The organism is Kitasatospora sp. NPDC056651 (genome assembly GCF_042792155.1).
Classification (GTDB): Bacteria; Actinomycetota; Actinomycetes; order Streptomycetales; family Streptomycetaceae; genus Kitasatospora.
Map to the genome: position 1 here is coordinate 107585 of NZ_JBHTWX010000005.1, position 18102 is coordinate 125686.

Here is an 18102-nt window from a genome sequence, read left to right on the forward strand (position 1 = left end):
GGCTACGGTGGAAGGACCAGGGTCTGCCCGCACGCCGCCCTTCGCCGGACACCAGCCGGACTGAGGCTCACCGCCCCCGTCGACGGGGCAAGGCTCATCCGGGGCAGGCCACACCCCCACACGCTGGGACATCCCATGAAACTCTTCTCCCCCGTCCGCGCGGGCGACTGGCTCCCGCACGACCCGGCGGTTCTCAGGGACTGGCTGCACGAACAGATCAGGGCACTCGACGGGGCCACCACTGCGGACAGGGAGCTGAAACCCTCCGTCGCCGCCCTCCGCGACCTGATCAACAACGATCCGAAGATCTACATGCTCTTCAACGAGATGCTGTCGCAGCTTTCCCATCGCGAGACGCCGACCGGCTACCCCCAGGTGGAGACGGTCGACCAGTTGCTGCTGCTGTTCGACAACGTCATCCAGACCGCACCCGAGTTCAACGGGTCCGGACTCGTCGGCTTCCCGATCAACGCGATCCTGAACTGGGCCATGGGCACCCAGGCCGGCTTCGCCGCGTTCCTCGACGACAAGGTCAACGCACACCTCGAAGCCATCCTCCACGAGTGGAGCACGTACCTGAAGAGCCCTGCGTCGACCTACGTGCTCGACGAGAAGGAGAACCACTGGTTCAGCCAGGAAGCCCTTGCCAGGATGCCGGACTTCACGAAGACCTTCGTGTGCGACCCCGACGCGGAGCACTACGGCTTCACCTCGTGGGACGACTTCTTCACCCGTCGGCTCCGGCCGGACGCACGGCCCGTCGACACGGCCCCCGGGACCGTCACCAGCGCGGCCGAGTCCGTGCCCTACCGGCTGGCCCGCAACGTCAAGCTGCGGGACAACTTCTGGGTCAAGGGCCAGCCGTACGCCCTCGACTTCCTGCTCGACTCCGCCCACAAGGGCCCGGCCGAGCCCGACGCCGATCACTTCGTCGGAGGCACCGTCTACCAGGCGTTCCTCAGCGCCCTCAACTACCACCGCTGGCACAGCCCCGTCGACGGCACCGTCAAGGCCGTCCGCAACATCCCCGGCACGTACTACTCCCAGACGCCAGCGGCGCTGTGTGACGTCGCCGCCCCCGATCTCTCCCAGGGATACATCGCCCACCTCGCCGCCCGCGCGGTGGTCTACATCGAGGCCACGGCGCCGGCCGTCGGGCTGATGGCCTTCGTCGCCATCGGCATGGCCGAGGTGTCCTCCTGCGAGGTCACGGTGGGGCCGGAGGAGGGCCGGAACAAGGTCAAGCGTGGAGACCAGCTCGGATCGTTCCACTACGGCGGTTCCACCCACTGCCTGATCTTCGGCCCGGGCGTCGACCTCGACTTCGTCCCAACGAAGTTCCCGGGCGATTCCAACATCCTCGTCAACGCCAAGGTCGCGACGCTACGGCAGTGAACCGCCTGTGACTGAACGCCCCGGCCCGGCTTCCGGGTCGGGGCGTTCATGGCGCGAGGGCACGGCTACGACATCGCGGGCATCGCTCTCGGGACTGTCAAGGGACAATCGCCTCGCGGCCACCCTGCTATTCGGCCTTGCCCAGGAGGTCCAGCAGGTAGGCCTCAGCGAGCGTCATCTTCTCGAGTTCACCGAGGTCGACGCTCTCGGGCGAAGAGTGGATGTTGCACTTCGGCTCCTCGCAACCGATCACGAGCACCGTCGCGTCCGGATTGGTCACCTGGAGCTGGGTGACCAGGGGAATCGCCCCACCGTCGCCGGTGAACTCGGCCGACGCACCATAGGCCTTGCTCATCGCCTGTTGCGCCTGCGGGAGGTAGTCCGGTTTCGGGGTTCCCTCCAGGTAGCCCGGGCCGGAGTCCGCCTCCTTGATGGTGACCTCGGCGTGCCATGGGTTCAGGGCGGGCTGGTCGAGGAACTGCCTCAGTGCGTCGACGGCTTTCTTCGGATCCTGGGTGGGCGCGATGCGCAGGCTGACGCGGGCGGTGGCCGTATCCGTCAGCTGGTTGAGCGGGGCGGACATCGGCGGAGGACCGCTCAGTCCCACCACATTGACGGACGGCTTCGCATGAAGCAGGTTGGCGATCGTGTCGGTGCCGATCAGGTTCACGTCCGGAAGGACACCCGCGTCCTCCCGGAGTTCGCTCTCCTCGACCGTCCGGTCCCGTGTGAGAGGTGTCTGATCCAGGTCGTGTACCGCGACATCGCCCTTCTCGTCGAGCAGTGGGGCGAGCATCCGCACCAGCGCCATGAAGGCATCCGGCACCGGGCCTCCGTACACACCGCTGTGCACCGGCTTTTTCAAGGTGCTGACCGTGACGTCCACCGCCACCACGCCGCGCAGGCTGGTGGTGAGCGTCGGTTTGCCGAGCTTGTAGTTGCCTGAGTCGGCGACGACGATGACGTCCGCCTTGAACAGCTCGGGGTGACTCCCGACGAAGTCCTCCAAGGTGTCGCCGGACTCCTCCTCGCCCTCCAGGACGATCGTCAGGGGGACCGGAGGCTTGCCCTCGAAGGCCCGCAGGGTGCCGAGGTGCATCATGACGCCGGACTTGTCGTCGGCCGAGCCCCGCCCGTAGAGGCGGCCGTCCTTCTTCGTCGGATTCCACGCCGCATCTCCCCAGCTGCCGGCCTCGACCACGTCGTAGTGCGAGTAGAGCAGCACCCTGGGCGCGCCCTCGGGGGCGTCGTCCGGTCCGCAGCGGGCGTACACCAGCGGAGCGTGCTGGTCTGGAGGATCGCCGATGCTCTTCTGCTCGACATCGGTGACACCCGCGCCCTTCAGCAGGTCGACGCAGTGCTGGGCGGCGTCCTTCACCGGTTTGGTGTCCTTCGGGTTGTAGACCGACCGGAACGTGATCAACTCGCTGAGGTCCTTGACCAGGCGGTCCATGTCGATGTCTTTCATGGCCGTACCTCCTGAAGTGATTCCCTGTTCACACCCGGGGCTCAGGCCGGCGGCAGTTGGGGCTGCTGCTGGGTGATGCAGTGGGCGCCACCACCGCGTTCGAACAGCGGTCGGGCGTCGACCGCCACGACCTCCCGCCCGTAGGCCGCCTCCAGCATCCCGTTCGCCGCCGCGTCGTTGGCATCGCCGAAGTTGCAGGCGACGATCGCGTCGTTGCACACGACGTGGTTGATGTAGCTCCAGTCGAGCCACTCCCCGCACCCGTCGCGCAGCGTCTTCGGCGCCGGCACCTCGGTCACCTTCAGCGACCGGCCCTGGGCGTCGGTGGCCTTCTTCAGGATCTCCACGGCCCGCCGTGACACCTCGTGGTCCGGGTGCTCGGGGGCGCTCTGGCTGTGGACGAGGACCTGACCGGGCGCGGCGAAGGTGGCGAGCATGTCGACGTGACCGCGCGTGCCGTACCGCTCGTAATCGCGGGTCAGTCCGCGAGGCAGCCAGATCAGCGTGCAGTCGCCGAAGGCCCGGCTGAAGCTCTCCTCGACCCGCTCCCGGGTCCACCCCAGGTTCCGGTACGGGTCCAGCATCACCGTTTCGGTGACCAGGAAGGTCCCCTGCCCGTCAGTGTGGAACCCTCCGCCTTCCGCCACCATCTCGGACGGGATGATCTCCGCTCCGACCCGGCCGGCGATGGCGGTCGCCACCCTTGCGTCCCAGGCCCAGCGGGCCCAGTCCTGCGCACCCCACCCGTTGAACACGAAGTCGACCGCGCCCAGCCTCCTCGTGGCGGTGTTGACCACGAAGGTCGGACCGGTGTCCCGCGCCCACCCGTCGTCGTGCTCCAGTTCCAGAAGATCGGCCCCGCGCAGCAGCTGCTTGGCATGCTCCTTCTCACTCTCCGTCACCAGCATCGTGACGGGCTGCCCGCCGTGCTCGACGATCGTGTTGGCGACGGCCGCCCAGGCCCGGCGCGCCTCATCGGGTTTCTCACCGAGGCTGTAGCCGGGGGTGGGCCAGGCCATCCAGGTGCGCGCCTGGCGGTCGGTCTCAGCGGGCATGCGCCACCCGCCGCCTGCCGTGTCGCTCATTACTCCTCCGTCCCGCTCCGCGACACGAAACCACGCCCACACCTTCAGGGCCGAAGAAGTCGAAGGAGTGGCCACGGTGCGTCGCCCGAACCTGTTCTTCGCTGCCTCCCCTCCTTCCACCCTAGGAACGACGTCCGCCGAAGGCTACCCCCCAACAGGCGTCTCCCCTACTCCATTCGAGTGAACCACGGTGAGTACACCTGTGACATGGTGTGACATCAGTCGGCATCTGCCCTACGTGGAGTCAGCGGCAGCTTCGACGCAGGGTGACGAACCCGGCCGACCGGGGCCCGGCCGCGAACCCGGCACATCACCGGTGCGGTCCGGGCCCGCACCACACATGCCCCGCTTCGAGCGTTCCCGAGCCACCTGGCCCACCGGGCGACGGGGGCACACGACCGAACTGGGTGGAGGCGGAGGCCGAGCACGGCTCCGGTCGAGTCCGGTGGCCCCGTAAGTCGGCTCCGTGGCCCGTTCGTTGCGCGAGTGGTCGCGGGCGCGCGTCAACACGCCCTTCGATAGCCTGAAACCCTCCCACCGTGGGCGACCCAGACTCCCCCACCGTTCCGCACCCTCGCCATGGAGGTCAGCTCATGGCACCCCCCGAACCCTTCGACGTGGTCGAGGCCTCGATCGCCCAGCTCCGGGCCGCACTGGCCAACAGGCGCACCACCGCCGTCGAACTGGTGCGCGCCTATCAGGCGCGCATCACGGCCTACGACGCACCAGGCACGCCCACGACTCTGAACGCCATCGTGGTCCACAACCCCGAGGCGGCGGCCTCCGACGAACGCCGCGCGGCCGGGAGGGTGCTGGGTCCGCTGGACGGGATCCCGTACACCGCCAAGGACAGCTACCTGGTGCGCGGACTGACCGCCGCGGCCGGCTCACCGGCGTTCGCCGAACTGCACGCCCAACACGACGCGTTCACCATCGAGCGCCTGCGCGCCGCCGGCGCGATCTGCCTGGGGCTCACGAACATGCCGCCCATGGCCAACGGCGGCATGCAACGCGGCCTCTACGGACGCGCGGAGAGCCCGTACAACGGCGCCTTCCTCACCGCCCCCTTCGCCTCCGGCTCCTCCAACGGCTCGGGCACCGCGACGGCGGCGAGCTTCTGCGCGTTCGGGCTGGGCGAGGAGACCTGGTCCAGCGGGCGCGGCCCGGCCTCCAACAACGCCCTCTGCGCCTACACGCCCTCGCGCGGAGTCATCTCGGTGCGCGGGAACTGGCCGCTGGTACCCAGCATGGACGTCGTGGTCCCGCACGCCCGCACCATGGCCGACCTCCTCGAAATCCTCGACGTCATCGTCGCCGACGACACCCGGACACGCGGGGACTTCTGGCGCGTCCAACCCTGGGTGACGATCCCGAGGAGCAGTGCCGTACGCCCCGCCTCCTACCCGGCTCTCGCGCCGAAGGACGCCGAGGAGGCGCGCAAGGGCCTACGGGGCATCAGGGTCGGCGTGCCGCGCATGTACATCAACACCGACCCCGACGCGGGCACCGGCACGGGAGCCGGGATAGGCGGCCCCATGGGGCGCCGCATCTTCACCCCCGCCTCCGTGATCGCGCTGTGGACCGCGGCGCGAGCCGACCTGGAGACGGCCGGAGCCGTCGTGACCGAGGTCGCCTTCCCGGCCGTGAGCAACTACGAGGGCGACCGCCCCGGAGCCCCCACCATCGCCGACCGGGGCCTGGTTCCCTCCGCGTACCTGCACTACGAGGTCGCGGAGCTCGCGGCCTGGTCGTGGGAGGACTTCGTCGACGCCAACGGCGACCCGAAGCTGGACACCATCGTCCACGTCGACGGGAGCCAGATCTTCCCCCACCCGCCAGGCTCACTGCCCGACCGCTACGACCGCCTGGACGACTACCCCCAGCTGGCCCGCGACCTGAAGGGGGTACCACTCGCCAAGCTCCCGTACCTGGCCGACGGCCTCAAGGGGCTGGAGCGCACACGCCAACTGGACCTGGAGACCTGGATGAAGGAACAGGGCCTGGACGTGGTCGTGTTCCCGGCGGTGGCCGACGTCGCCGCCGCCGACATGGACGTCAACCCCCGCACCGCCGACCACGGCTGGGCCAACGGCGTATGGGTGGCCAACGGCAACCTCGTACCCCGCCACCTCGGCATCCCCACCGTCACCGTCCCCATGGGCACCATGACGGACCTCGGGATGCCCGTAGGACTCACCTTCGCCGGACCCGCCTACTCCGACAACACCCTGCTGCGCCTGGCCGCCGCCTTCGAGGCAACCGGGCAGCGGCGAACCGAACCCCCGCGCACGCCCCGGAAGTAGGACCATGTCGGGCCGCACTCGCCGCCGTACACCTCCGCCGCTTCGGCTGCTGGGGCCCCTGCCCACTCGGCACCACCCACAACTGGCCCGCGCGGTCGGCTGGTTCACCACCGTCGCACCAGTGGCACTCGACCTCCAGAACGCCGCCAGCCTCACCGCCGCGCTCCCCGCAGCCCGGCTGCCCCTCGCCTCCACGGTCACCACCCTGGAGGGCCGACTGCGGCACACCGGCGGCGACCTGTTCATGCTCTCCGGTCTCGACTACCGCGCGGTCAGCACCACCGGCGAGCCCCCACGGGCACGCAACCCCCATCACATCAACCGCGTCACCCTCGCCGACGCCGTCCAGCTCTGGTTCTCCCGCACCCACCACGGCCTCTTCCTCCGCACACGCCACCCGGGCACCGCCACCGTGGACCGCACCGTCGCCCGTTTCCTCCACGCAGGGCGTGCGTCGAGGGGTTCCGGCTGTGACGATGGCTCCACAAGTCGGACCCAGGAACGGATGGACGGATGGATGCCTCGGTTCACGTGGCACGGTGCATGGCACGTCGAGGTCCGCTGGTGCGACGTGTGGCGGTGCCTCTCGGGGCGATCGCCCTCGTTGTGGCGCTGGCGGGCCCCGCTCGCGCGGCGGAACCGGCGAGTGACGGGGTGGAGATCGCCACCGCGAGCGCGTCCGGGAGCGTCCTGTCCTGGACCGGCAGCTACTCCTGCGAGAGGTCCATGCTGGTCGCCGGCCTCACGGTCACCGCCACGGACACCGCCGGCGGCTCCGGATCGCAGACCGTCCCGGTGACCTGCGTGAACGGTCCCACCGGCCGGCCGGTCAGCGGCCAGGTCGTCAACGGGCTGCTGGGGTCGGGCCGCGACTGGGGCAACGAGATCACGGTGACCGTCACGCTGAACAGCGTCCTCGGCACTCCGCTGGGCTACGACCAGGTCATGCTGCTCGACAACCGGGTGGGCGAGGTCTCCCTCGACGGCGCGGCCCCGGACCAGAGCGGCAACCTGGCGGTCACCGGCGGGTTCACCTGCCCTGCTGCCGGCACCGGCACCATCACCGCCGACGAGAGCGCCCCGTTCCGGAGCCCCGTCCTGGCGACCGGCACGCTCCCCCTCGCCTGCTCCGCACCCGGCGCCCAGGCGACCTTCACCTTCCCCTCCGCGAGCACCGGCCCCGCGACCGGGGCCCGGGGCAGGGCCGTGGGCACGGTGAAGTGGTTCAACTCCGAGAAGGGCTTCGGCTTCATCACCCCGGACGCCTCGACCGCCGACGTCTTCGTCCACTTCAGCACCGTCATGGGAGGGAGCCCCGTGAGTCTGGACGCCGAGCAGCGGGTGACCTTCGCACAGGCCCGTGCCTCCCTCTGACCGTCACGGCGGCGGCGCCGGACAGCGCTTCCTCCTGGCCGGGCGAAGATCCGCGAGGCGTGGGAGACGGGCGCAGAGCGAGATCGCCAACGTGATCAACGGCACGGTATCCCTCGACAGCACCGTCCTGCCCGGCGCGACCATCATCGGCGACCTCGGTGCGCTGACCGACATCTCGCAGTGCAGCAAGGGGCTGAGCAGCATCGACGCGGCCGAGTTCGTCATGGACTTCAGCACCCTCTGACGCACCCTCGGGACTCCACCGGGGCTCGGCACCCACCCCGCCCCGGCCTCACCCTGACCGCCGCCCCGCAGCGGCCTCCCGGAAGGTCGCCACGGGGCAGCGGCCGGGCGGCGCAGGGCTACCAGGTGATCAGGACGTAGCCGGGGCCACCCGCGCCGCCCCGCTGACCGGTGTCACCACCGTTGCCGGAACCGCCAGGCTGCGAACCGGGGTTGGGGCTCGGGGCGCCGCCGTTTCCTCCCTGGCCTCCCGTGCCGCCGGCGCTGCCGTTGCCGCCGCTTCCTCCGACACCGGTACCGCCGGGCGGGGTGACGGAGGCCACCGGGGCCGCGGCGCCGGTGGAACCGGTTCCGCCGGCGCCGCCCGAACCGCCGCGCTCGCCCGAACCGGGGCTGCCCTCCGTGCCCTGGCCGCCGGTGATGCCGTCGCCGCCCGCAGCGCCGGCCTGGCCGGCCGTCCCGGGATTGCCGGCCAGTTGCGTCAGCGTCCCCGAACAGCGCGTGATGGGGGAGACGGACACCGACCCGCCGCCCGTAGCCCCTGATCCGGCGGTGTCGGAGGCGCCGCCGGCACCACCGGCACCACCCGACGCGCCGATCTTGCCGTTCTCCCCTCCCTGCCCCGCACCGCCGCCGGAGCCGGATCCCCCGGCGCTCCCGTTACCGCCGGCCTTCGCGAAGACCCGCGTCCTGAGCCCCGCGATCCCGGTGATCGGCCCGGTGGTGTCGGCGCCGCCACCCCCGCCGCCCGCGCCGGCCGTGCCGGCCAGGCCGCTGGTCACGACGGTGCCGGCCGCGCCTCCAAGGCCGCCCGCACCGCCACCGCCACCGCCGGGCGGGCTGCCGGGCCCGGCCACGTAGACCTCGAACCTGTCTCCCGCCGTGACGGCGGTCGTGCACTCCGTGTAGCCGCCGCTGCCGCCGCTGCCACCAGCGCCCCCACCGCTGCCGCCCGCACCGCCGCCACCACCACCGCCACCGACCGGTTGGGAGACCAGGGGCGGGTAGCTTCCGCCGCCACCACCGCCTCCGCCTCCCCCACCCCCGCCTCCGCCCGCTCCGGTGCCGCCACGGCCCCAGACGCGCACGGTCATCCGGGTCACCCCGGCCGGGACCGTGAAGATGTACAGGCCCGGCGTGAAAGCCTTCTGACCGCTTTGCAGCACCGTCCGGGAGACGTCCCGCGTGGCGTCGGTCGCCCCCGCGGGGAACGGCGCGGTGAAGCCACTCGCCGTGGCGGCCAGGACCACGAAGGCCGCGCGCACGACGGGGAGCCGTCGCGGCCCTCCCCGGCCTATGGAAGTGAACGGTGTCCTCACGGGTCTTCTCCCTTTCCGTCGGGGCCGCTCCAGCCGGGCGGCCGAACACGGCCAGCGCTGCCCGCGTTCCTTCCCGCCGGCCACCGGGCCGACCGGCCACGACGATCACGCCGACCAGCCCTGCCACGCGGGAACGAACACCCGGCCTCGGGAGGGGAACTACCCCCTCCACACCGTCGCGACGGGCCCCGCGCGACCGCACGCCCCGACCACGCCTCCAGCGCCGGGCAGCACTCCGACGGACTCCTCCCGTCAGCCGGCCGGCGGTCGCGGGCGCACCCTCGGACGGCGGGTTCGAACTGGTGTGTGCGGCGCACGGGGGGAGCGTCGCACCATGCCCGACCGGGTTCCGCGCGCCCTACCGGGGACCGTGAACCGCCGGAATGATGAGCGGATCGCACGTGATCCAGACGACTCCGCACACCTGCCCCTGGCCGGTGGACATGCGGTGGAAGGAGCCCACGTTGTTGCTGCTGATCTCCCCGGACGGCGTCGAGGAGGCCCTCGACTGCGCGAAGGCGGCGGAGCACCTCGACATCGTCGATGTCAAGAAGCCGGACGAGGGCTCGCTCGGCGCGAACTTCCCGTGGGTCATCAGGGAGATCCGTGACGCGGTCCCGGCGGACAAACCGTTGTCCGCCACCGTGGGAGACGTACCGTACAAGCCCGGCACGGTGGCGCAGGCGGCGCTCGGTGCGGCCGTCTCCGGAGCCACGTACATCAAGGTCGGACTCTACGGGTGTACGACGCCCGAACAGGCCGTCGAAGTCATGCGGGGCGTCGTCCGGGCCGTGAAGGACTATCGGCCGGACGCGTTCGTCGTCGCCTCGGGCTACGCCGACGCCCACCGGATCGGCTGTGTCAACCCGCTCGCGCTGCCCGACATCGCCCGCCGCTCCGGCTCCGACGCGGCCATGCTCGACACCGCGATCAAGGACGGCACCCGGCTGTTCGACCACGTCCCGCCGGACGTCTGCGCGCAGTTCGTCCGGCTGGCCCACGAAGCCGGTCTGCTCGCCGCCCTGGCGGGCAGCGTCAAGGCGGCGGACCTCGGCACGCTGACCCGCATCGGCACGGACATCGTGGGGGTGCGCGGTGCTGTCTGCGAAGGCGGCGACCGCACCACCGGAAGGATCCGGCCGCACCTGGTGGCCGCTTTCCGGGCGGAGATGGACCGGCACGCCCGGGAACACGCCGCCGACGTCGCCGCGGCGAGTTGACCGCCGGCATGCCGACCAGCCGGCCCCGCCGCCCGCCGGAGACCGACGGCGAGCGCTTCGCCGTCATCGACCCGGCGACGGGCGAGGCGTTCGACGAGGCGCCCGACCAGCAACCGGACGCCTTGGACGCCGTCATCGACCGGGCCCACGAGGCCTGGCGCGGCTGGCGGGCCGACCCCGCCACCCGCGCCACCGCGTTGCGCGCGGCAGCCGACGCCGTCGAGGCGGCCGGAGCCGACCTCGCCCCACTGCTCACCCGGGAACAGGGCAAACCCCTGGCCGAGTCGTACGCGGAGATCGCCCGAACGGCGGCCCGCCTGCGCTACTTCGCCGAGTTGGACCCCGGGCCCCAGCCGATCGCGGACGGCCGGCCGGTGCGCAGTGAGGTCCGCTGGCGACCGCTGGGTCCCGTCGCCGCGATCGTGCCGTGGAACTTCCCCCTGCAGCTCGCGGCGGCGAAGTTCGCGCCCGCGCTCGCCGCCGGCAACACCATGGTGCTCAAACCCTCCCCGTTCACCCCCCTCGCCACCCGGCTACTGGGGTCCGTCCTGTCCACGGCCCTCCCCGAGGGCGTCCTGACGGTCGTCACCGGCCGCGAACCCCTCGGGGCCCGGCTCGCCTCCCATCCGGGCATCCGCCACGTGACCTTCACCGGTTCGGTTCCCACCGGACGGGCCGTCGCGGCGGGCGCGGCCGCCTCGCTCACCCGGGTCACCCTGGAGCTGGGCGGCAACGACGCCGCCATCGTGCTGGACGACGCGGACGTGGAGCGGATCGCGGAGCGGCTGTTCTGGGCGGCGTTCCGCAACTGCGGGCAGGTCTGCATGGCGGTCAAGCGCGTCTACGCCCCGGCCCGGCTCTACCCCCACGTGGTCGAGGCTCTCGCGCGGTGTGCGAAGGCCGCCGTCGTCGGCGCCGGACTCGACCCGGGCACCCAGCTGGGCCCGGTCAACAACGCCCCCCAACTGGCCAGGGTCGAACGCTATACGGCCCGGGCCCTGGCGGACGGCGCCCGGGTCGTGGCCGGTGGCCACCGGCTGGACCGGCCGGGCTACTTCTTCGCCCCGACGATCCTCGCCGACGTCCCCTCCGACAGCCCGGTGGTGACGGAGGAGCAGTTCGGCCCGGTCCTGCCGGTGCTGCCGTACCGGACCGTCGACGAGGCCGTCGAGGCGGCCAACGACACCGGATTCGGCCTGGGCGGCTCGGTGTGGGGAACCGACCTGGACCGGGCCGAGGCGGTGGCGGACCTGCTGGAGTGCGGCACGGCGTGGATCAACCACCACGCCGAACTGTCCCTCGCCCAGCCCTTCGCGGGCATCAAGGACAGCGGTGTCGGCGTCGCGGGCGGACCGTGGGGACTCTACGGGAACCTCAGGCCGTTCGTCGTGCACCGGCCGGAGGAGGCACGACCGACAGAAGCGTGACCGAGCGAGACGTGACCGCCAGAGGTGTGACCGACAGAGGCCCGACCGGAGGAGACGCGATGAGATTCGGCGCGGCGGTACTGCGCTCGTACGAGAGCAGGTTCGCCGTCGAGGAAGTGGTCCTGAACGGGGGCCCGGCCGACGGCGAGGTCCTGGTGAGGATCGCGGGCTGCGGCATGTGCCGCACCGATCTCGCGGTCCGACGCTCGGCGGGCCGCTCGCCGCTGCCCGCGGTGCTCGGTCACGAGGGGGCCGGGATCGTGGTGGAGACGGGCGGTCCGGACACGGGCCTGAGCACCGGCGACCACGTCGTGCTGAGCTTCGACTCGTGCGGACACTGCCGGAACTGCCTGGCCGCGGCTCCCGCCTACTGCGACTCCTTCGCCTCCCTCAACCTCTTCGGAGGGCGCGTGGAGAACGCGGCGCGGTTCACCGACGCGGACGGCCGCGAACTCGCCCCCCGATGGTTCGGCCAGTCCTCGTTCGCCGAGTACGCGATGGTTCCGGCCCGCAACGCCGTCCGGGTCGACCGCTCGCTGCCCCTCGAACTGCTCGGACCTCTCGGCTGCGGCTTCCTGACCGGCGCCGGGGCGGTCCTCAACTCCTTCGGCGCCGGCCCCGGCGACACCCTCGTGGTCCTCGGTGCCGGAGCGGTGGGCCTGGCCGCGGTGATGGCGGCCACGGCCGCCGGGGCGGTGACCGTGGCCGTCGACCGTTTCGACGAACGGCTGGACCTCGCCGAGCGGTTCGGCGCGATCCCGCTGCGCGCCGGACCGGCCGGCCCGTCCTCACGGCCCTCGCCGCCCGACCTCACCGAACGGATCCGACGGCTGACCGACGGCGGCGCGCAGTACGCGCTGGACACCACGGCGTCCGCCCCGCTGGTCAACGACGCGCTCCGGGCCCTGCGGCCGACCGGCCACCTCGGGCTCGTGGCGCGGTTCCACACCCCACTGGCGCTCGACCCGGGAACCCTGGACCGCGGCCGACGGATCTCCCACATCTGCGAGGGGGACGCGGTACCGGGACTGCTGGTCCCCCGGCTCACCCGGCTGTGGCAGGACGGGCGGTTCCCCTTCGACCAGCTGATCCGCACCTACCCTCTCGCCGACATCAACGAGGCCGAACGCGACTGCGACGCGGGCAAGGTGGTCAAACCCGTCCTGGTTCCGGAGGGGAACGCCCGATGAGCGAGGCGCTGCGCGCCGCGCTCGCCGGCCGCCCGGTCACCACCTGACGGCCGGCCACCAGCTGGGGGCCGGCCGCAGCGGCCCGCTACACCGGACGCTTGTGCGCGAACACCCACCGGTTGCCCTCCAACGCGTCGTTCTGCTCGGGCAGCGGACCGCGCCCGTGCAGCCGGGTGAAGTCGAAGGGGGTGCGGACCGACGTGGTCCAGCCCTTGCCGGCCAGGTCGCCCACCGAGTCGGGCCGCGGCTCTCCGTCGAACAGGCCGAGCAGATCGATGCCGATCTGGCGTTTCGTCGAGGTGTAGAGCCGGCTCTCGCGGTACGCCAGCAGGTCCTTCTCCAGCTTGACCTCGTACGCGAACGCGCTGCCGCCCGTGGTCAAGCGGTCCACCGTGTCGATGATCCGCGTCTCGGCGACGGTGGGCAGGTAGAAGAACAGCCCCTCGGCCAGCCAGACGCTCGGTGCGGCCGGGTCGAAGCCGGCGTCGGTCAGCGCCGCGACCCAGTCGGCGCGCAGGTCGGTGGCGATCGGTACCCGCGCCGCCTTCGGGGTGGCCGACAGCCCACCGAGCACCTCGTGCTTGAAGGCCAGCACGCCTTCCCGGTCGATCTCGAAGACCACGCAGCCGGGGGGCCAGTCGAGCCGGAACGCCCTCGTGTCCAACCCGGCCCCGAGCAGGACCACTTGGCGGGCACCGGAACGTACCGATTCCAGGAGGAAGTCGTCGAGGACCCTCGTCCGCAGACCGAAGTAGCGCGCGAAACGCCCCCACAACGGGTCCGCGTCCCCGTCCGGAACCTGGCGTATTCGGACCGGCCAGCCCGCGGACGCCGGTGCGGCGAGCACGAAGTGCTCCGCGTAGACGTCCTGTGCCAGAGCGTCGTGCCGATGGGTCTCGATCGCGCGTGCCGCGGCGACCAGGAGCGCGGTCACACCGACACCGCCGTCCACCCCTTCCACGCCGGTCTTCCGATCTGCCATGCCGACCATGTGTCCTCCCCTTGGGACGAGTTGGGAGCGCGAATGACGAGGAACGCGCATGCCGGATCCCGGAAGAAGCACCACTCCGGTTCCGGTCCCGTGACGGCCTCGGGAACGACCCTCCCCCGATGCGAGGGTCCGCACACATGAAAACCTACGAGAAGTAAATGACTTATCACACTGCGCTACTCGACTCGCCGCACCGGTGCCGCGCTTCGCGGTCGACTGCGGACTCAGGCGGGCATCCCCGGTTCGGCGAGGCCGCTCTCGTAGGCGATGATGACCAGCTGGGCACGGTCACGCGCGTTCAGCTTGGCCAGGAGGCTGCTCACATGGCTCTTCACCGTGGGCAGGCCGATCACCAGCCGCTGGCCGATCTCCGCGTTCGACAGCCCGTTCGCGATCAGCACGAGCACCTCGTGTTCCCGCCTGGTGAGCCCGACGAGCCGCGAGGCCGGCCGAGCCGTCTTCCGGGCGTGGGAGAAGGTCTCGATGAGGCGGCGGGTGACCGTGGGCGCCAGGACGGCCTCACCGGTGGCGATGACGCGGATGCCGGCGAGCAGGTCCGAGGGCGAGGCGTCCTTCAGCATGAATCCGCTCGCGCCCGCCTGGAGGGCGGGGTAGACGTACTCGTCCATGTCGAACATCGTCAGGGCCAGCACGCGTACGCCGGTCATGGTCTCGTCGGAGCAGATCTCCCGGGTGGCCGCGATGCCGTCCATGAGGGGCATGCGCAGGTCCATCAGGACGACGTCGGGCCTGAGTTCCCGGGCGAGTTCCACCGCCCGGGCGCCGTCACCGGCCTCACCGACGGTCTCCATCCCCGGTGTCGAGTCGACGAGGACACGGAAGCTCCCGCGCAACAACGCCTGATCGTCCGCGATCAGTACCCGGACCGCCTCGGCCATCCCGCATTCCCCGCAAACCGCTCGTCGAGCCCTCGAAATCCGCGATCCTAGCAGCAGCGCTCGTTCTGTATCATCAACTGCCCTTGTTCGCAGCACTGTTGAGGACTGTGCCGCACTACCGTCCCGTCATCCGTCCCAACGCCGGTGCCGGAGCCAGCCGGCCGCCAGTGCCGCGACGGTCCACACGAGAAGGACGGCGAACCCGGTGAGCGCGTCGTCCGAGCCGACCGTGAGCATCCGCATGCCGGCCCGGTCCGGGAGGTAGCGCACCATCTCCTTCGTCGCTCCGACGGTGGACAGGATCTGGGACCCGGCGAGCACCATCGGGAGCAGCACGGCCAGCGGGACGACGGCGCCGCGGGCCGTCGCGGCCACGCCCGCCGCGAACAGGCTCATCAGCGCCAGGTGGACCACGGCGCCGCCGAGGGCGCGGGGCACGCCACTCGCACCGATGCCGGCGCCGTGGGGACCGAGGGCGACCTGGGTGAGCAGGTAGCCGAGGACGGTGACGGGGACCGCGACGGCCACCGCGGCGGCAGCGGTGACGGCCACCTTCGCCGTGTAGAGCCGGCCACGCCGGGGCACGGCGAGCAGCGAGACCCGCATCATGCCCGACGAGTACTCGTTCGAGACGAGGAGCACGGCGAACACGATCAACGCCAGTTGGCCGTAGAGGATGCCGTCCATGCCGGCCTGCTCGGGGGTGAAGTCGGGGCGGAGCAGCGCGTTCCCGGATTCGATCGCCTTCCTCGCGGACCAGCCGCCCAGGGCGGCGAGGAGGAGGCTGGCGGGAGCGAACAGCAGCAGCGCGCCGAACGTGCCGCGGACGCCTCGCAGTTTGGTGAACTCGGCCCGCATCGCCGCGGCTGTCTCAGACACGGGTACCGCTTCCACCACTTCCTCCGTTGCCTCCGTTGCCTCCGCTTCCTCCGTTGCCGGTGAGCTTGAGGAAGGTCTCCTCCAGCGATCCCGTGTGGGTGCTCAGCTCTTCGAGCGGGAGGTCGCCCGCCGCGGCCAGCCGGCTGATCTCGGCCGCCGTCATGCCGTCGACTTCCAGACTGCCGTCGTGCGCGAGGCGCGGCGAGGCGCCCCTCCGCTCCAGTTCCCGGTGCAGGCGCAGGGGTTCGGAGGCCCGCACCCGTACGTAGGTCCGTGCGTGGCTTCGGATGAACTCCGACGTGCTGGTCCGGGCGAGCAGCCGTCCGCGGCTGACGACGATCAGGTCGTCCGCGACCGCGGACATCTCGGTCATCAGGTGGCTGGAGACGAGGACGGTCCGACCCTCGGCGGCCATCGAGCGCAGCAGGTCGCGCAGCCACCGGATGCCCTCCGCGTCCAGGCCGTTGACCGGCTCGTCGAGCACCAGGACGGGCGGGTCGCCGAGCAGGGCGGCGGCCAGGCCGAGCCTGCGTCCCATGCCGAGGGAGAACGTGCCGGTCCGCCGCCGGGCCGCTCCGGTCAGGCCGACCGTCTCCAGGACCTCCGCGACCCGTCGCCGGTCGATCCGGCTGCTCTGCGCGATCCAGCGCAGATGGTCGGCGGCGGTCAGGCCGCGGTGCGGGACCGCCGTCTCCAGCAGGGCGCCGACCTGCCGCGCGGGGTACGCCAGTTCGTGATAGGGGCGGCCGCCGATGCGGGCGGATCCGGCATCGGGGCGGGTGAGGCCGAGCATCATGCGCATCGTCGTGGACTTCCCGGCCCCGTTGGGGCCCAGGAATCCGGTGACGGCGCCCGACCGCACCGTGAAGGTGAGGCCTGCCACGACGGTGTTCTCCCCGTACCGCTTGGTCAGGTTCTGGACTTCGATCACCTGACGAGTCTCGTCGGGCGGGCCCGTCGGCCGCATCGGTCCGGGGTCGGGATTCCGCGACGGGCCGCGCGGGCCGAACTCATACCTGCGAATGAGTCCGGTGGCCGCGAACGGGCCGGGCTCAGTACGGCAGTGTCGCCACGACCCGGAAGCCACCGCTCGGCCTCGGCCCGGCGCTGAGGGTGCCCCGATGCGCGGCGACCCGCTCCTTCATCCCCACCAGGCCCATTCCCCCGCCGGGCACGGTGGGCCGGTGCCCGGGCCCGGGGCCCTCGTCGGTGATGTCGATCGTCAACGTGTCCTGTACGGCGGCCAGTCGGACCTGGCAGCGGGTGGGCGCGGCGTGCTTGACGACGTTGGTCAGGGCCTCCTGCACGATCCGGAACCCGGAGAGCGCGACCCCGTTCGGGGGCTCCTCCTCGAACTCGGTCCGCAGGTCGACGCGGACTCCGGCGGCCTCGGCCGTGCGCACCAGGTCCGACAGGGCCGACAGGTCCGTCAGTCCCCGGACCGGGCGCAGGTCGTCGGCGTCGCCGTCCTGCTCGCGGCGCAGCACCTTGAGGGTGGCCCGCATGTCACGCAGCGCCCGGCGGCTGACGTCCTCGATCACCTCCAGGGCTTCCCTCGCCTCCTCGGGGCGGGTGGTGGCCACGTGGTTGGCGACGCTCGCCTTGATCGCGATCAGGCCCACGCTGTGGGTGACGACGTCATGGAGGTCGCGGGCGATGCGCAGGCGTTCCTCGGCCTTCGCCTGCTCGGCCGCGTGCTCGATGGTGCGCCGCAGGCTCTCCCGCCGCTCCCTGACGGCAACTCCCGTCGCCCAGGTGGTGCCGAGGACAAGCAGTCCGATCACGATCTGTACGGCCCTGCTCCCGCCCTGGTACCCCTGTCCTCCCGACACCGTCATCAGGATCGCGCCCACAGCGCACAGGCCGGCGACGCGGGCCGCGGACAGCCCCGGTCGCCCTCTCCTGGTGACGGCCACCGGGTACAGGGCGTAGGCGGCGGCGAGGAAGGGGGCCGGCCCGGCCCCGGCGGCCAGCGCCGCACAGGCGGCCGTGAACACGACCGCGAACACCGGGACCGGCCACAGCCTCCGTACTGCCAGCGGCAGCGCGGTGCCCAGGGACAGCAGCCACACGGCGGTGGCACTCAGCCCGCCGCCGTCGGCCGGACGCAGCACCGACACCTGCGGAAGGAGTGCGAACCCGAGCGCGGCCAGCGCGTCCACCGTGATCAGGCGCCGACGAGGAGCATCACCCATGGGCCGAACGTATGGGGCCGGTTCGAGGCGCGTCCAGTCCGGGCGTGGATCGAGGCCGGCGTGCGCCGCGACCGCGCCGGCCGGGGCCAGGGCCGGGGCCGATCACGTCACGGA

The 18102-nt window shown here is 71.7% G+C and carries 15 protein-coding genes; 7 read left to right on the forward strand and 8 right to left on the reverse strand.

What is annotated here, in order from left to right:
* The first annotated feature begins 135 nt into the window (after positions 1 to 135).
* The gene (locus ACFRAR_RS04520; protein ID WP_380694680.1) at positions 136 to 1395 is read left to right on the forward strand and encodes a phosphatidylserine decarboxylase family protein; all 1260 of its coding nucleotides are present in this window, start codon (positions 136 to 138) and stop codon (positions 1393 to 1395) included.
* 127 nt (positions 1396 to 1522) lie between these two features.
* Here the strand turns inward: ACFRAR_RS04520 and ACFRAR_RS04525 are convergent, their stop codons facing one another.
* Entirely contained in the window at positions 1523 to 2863 is a 1341-nt protein-coding gene (locus tag ACFRAR_RS04525) for a M20/M25/M40 family metallo-hydrolase (RefSeq protein ID WP_380694682.1), read from the reverse strand.
* Between the two features lie 41 nt (positions 2864 to 2904).
* Positions 2905 to 3948 carry an agmatine/peptidylarginine deiminase gene (locus tag ACFRAR_RS04530; protein WP_380694684.1) on the reverse strand — a complete coding sequence of 348 codons (1044 nt, stop codon included), beginning with the start codon at positions 3946 to 3948 and terminating at the stop codon, positions 2905 to 2907.
* A gap of 593 nt (positions 3949 to 4541) precedes the next feature.
* On the opposite strand from ACFRAR_RS04530, the gene ACFRAR_RS04535 reads away from it, so the two are divergent.
* The 3 genes from ACFRAR_RS04535 (at position 4542) to ACFRAR_RS04545 (ending at position 7869) form a co-directional block, all read left to right on the forward strand.
* Entirely contained in the window at positions 4542 to 6251 is a 1710-nt protein-coding gene (locus ACFRAR_RS04535; protein ID WP_380694686.1) for an amidase, read from the forward strand.
* A gap of 1206 nt (positions 6252 to 7457) precedes the next feature.
* Entirely contained in the window at positions 7458 to 7625 is a 168-nt protein-coding gene (locus ACFRAR_RS04540) for a cold shock domain-containing protein (RefSeq protein ID WP_380694729.1), read from the forward strand.
* 91 nt (positions 7626 to 7716) lie between these two features.
* Positions 7717 to 7869, forward strand: coding sequence for a hypothetical protein (locus ACFRAR_RS04545; protein ID WP_380694688.1), 153 nt, complete (start codon positions 7717 to 7719; stop codon positions 7867 to 7869).
* 118 nt (positions 7870 to 7987) lie between these two features.
* Here ACFRAR_RS04545 and ACFRAR_RS04550 read toward each other — a convergent pair whose 3' ends face one another.
* Positions 7988 to 9133 (reverse strand): hypothetical protein, encoded by a 1146-nt coding sequence (locus tag ACFRAR_RS04550; RefSeq protein WP_380694689.1) that lies wholly within the window; start codon positions 9131 to 9133, stop codon positions 7988 to 7990.
* A 518-nt stretch (positions 9134 to 9651) separates the two neighbouring features.
* Between ACFRAR_RS04550 and ACFRAR_RS04555 the strand changes: the two genes are divergently transcribed.
* Genes ACFRAR_RS04555 through ACFRAR_RS04565 form a run of 3 tightly spaced genes read left to right on the forward strand, consistent with a single transcriptional unit; the run spans position 9652 to position 13024 of the window.
* A complete protein-coding gene (locus ACFRAR_RS04555) occupies positions 9652 to 10407 on the forward strand; it encodes a (5-formylfuran-3-yl)methyl phosphate synthase (protein ID WP_380694731.1) in 756 nt (251 codons plus the stop codon).
* 8 nt (positions 10408 to 10415) lie between these two features.
* Positions 10416 to 11834 (forward strand): aldehyde dehydrogenase family protein, encoded by a 1419-nt coding sequence (locus ACFRAR_RS04560; RefSeq protein ID WP_380694691.1) that lies wholly within the window; start codon positions 10416 to 10418, stop codon positions 11832 to 11834.
* 59 nt (positions 11835 to 11893) lie between these two features.
* Positions 11894 to 13024: an NAD(P)-dependent alcohol dehydrogenase gene (locus ACFRAR_RS04565; RefSeq protein WP_380694693.1), complete on the forward strand. Its 1131-nt coding sequence runs from the start codon at positions 11894 to 11896 to the stop codon at positions 13022 to 13024.
* An 85-nt stretch (positions 13025 to 13109) separates the two neighbouring features.
* Here ACFRAR_RS04565 and ACFRAR_RS04570 read toward each other — a convergent pair whose 3' ends face one another.
* From ACFRAR_RS04570 to ACFRAR_RS04590, 5 genes are all read right to left on the reverse strand, one after another.
* Complete coding sequence (locus ACFRAR_RS04570) at positions 13110 to 14015, reverse strand: class I SAM-dependent methyltransferase (protein WP_380694694.1); 906 nt, start codon at positions 14013 to 14015, stop codon at positions 13110 to 13112.
* 224 nt (positions 14016 to 14239) lie between these two features.
* The gene (locus ACFRAR_RS04575) at positions 14240 to 14914 is read right to left on the reverse strand and encodes a response regulator (RefSeq protein WP_380694696.1); all 675 of its coding nucleotides are present in this window, start codon (positions 14912 to 14914) and stop codon (positions 14240 to 14242) included.
* A 126-nt stretch (positions 14915 to 15040) separates the two neighbouring features.
* The gene (locus ACFRAR_RS04580) at positions 15041 to 15793 is read right to left on the reverse strand and encodes an ABC transporter permease (RefSeq protein WP_380694698.1); all 753 of its coding nucleotides are present in this window, start codon (positions 15791 to 15793) and stop codon (positions 15041 to 15043) included.
* Positions 15786 to 16724, reverse strand: coding sequence for an ABC transporter ATP-binding protein (locus ACFRAR_RS04585; protein ID WP_380694700.1), 939 nt, complete (start codon positions 16722 to 16724; stop codon positions 15786 to 15788). The genes ACFRAR_RS04580 and ACFRAR_RS04585 overlap by 8 nt, the downstream gene beginning before the upstream one ends.
* Positions 16725 to 16845: 121 nt before the next feature.
* A complete protein-coding gene (locus ACFRAR_RS04590) occupies positions 16846 to 17988 on the reverse strand; it encodes a sensor histidine kinase (RefSeq protein WP_380694702.1) in 1143 nt (380 codons plus the stop codon).
* Between the last annotated feature and the right edge of the window lie 114 nt (positions 17989 to 18102).

Coding starts and splice junctions, on each gene's coding strand:
- ACFRAR_RS04520 (WP_380694680.1), top strand. CDS start 136: ATGAAACTCTTCTCCCCCGTCCGCGCGGGCGACTGGCTCCCGCACGAC.
- ACFRAR_RS04525 (WP_380694682.1), bottom strand. CDS start 2,863: ATGAAAGACATCGACATGGACCGCCTGGTCAAGGACCTCAGCGAGTTG.
- ACFRAR_RS04530 (WP_380694684.1), bottom strand. CDS start 3,948: ATGAGCGACACGGCAGGCGGCGGGTGGCGCATGCCCGCTGAGACCGAC.
- ACFRAR_RS04535 (WP_380694686.1), top strand. CDS start 4,542: ATGGCACCCCCCGAACCCTTCGACGTGGTCGAGGCCTCGATCGCCCAG.
- ACFRAR_RS04560 (WP_380694691.1), top strand. CDS start 10,416: ATGCCGACCAGCCGGCCCCGCCGCCCGCCGGAGACCGACGGCGAGCGC.
- ACFRAR_RS04565 (WP_380694693.1), top strand. CDS start 11,894: ATGAGATTCGGCGCGGCGGTACTGCGCTCGTACGAGAGCAGGTTCGCC.
- ACFRAR_RS04570 (WP_380694694.1), bottom strand. CDS start 14,015: ATGGTCGGCATGGCAGATCGGAAGACCGGCGTGGAAGGGGTGGACGGC.
- ACFRAR_RS04575 (WP_380694696.1), bottom strand. CDS start 14,914: ATGGCCGAGGCGGTCCGGGTACTGATCGCGGACGATCAGGCGTTGTTG.
- ACFRAR_RS04590 (WP_380694702.1), bottom strand. CDS start 17,988: ATGGGTGATGCTCCTCGTCGGCGCCTGATCACGGTGGACGCGCTGGCC.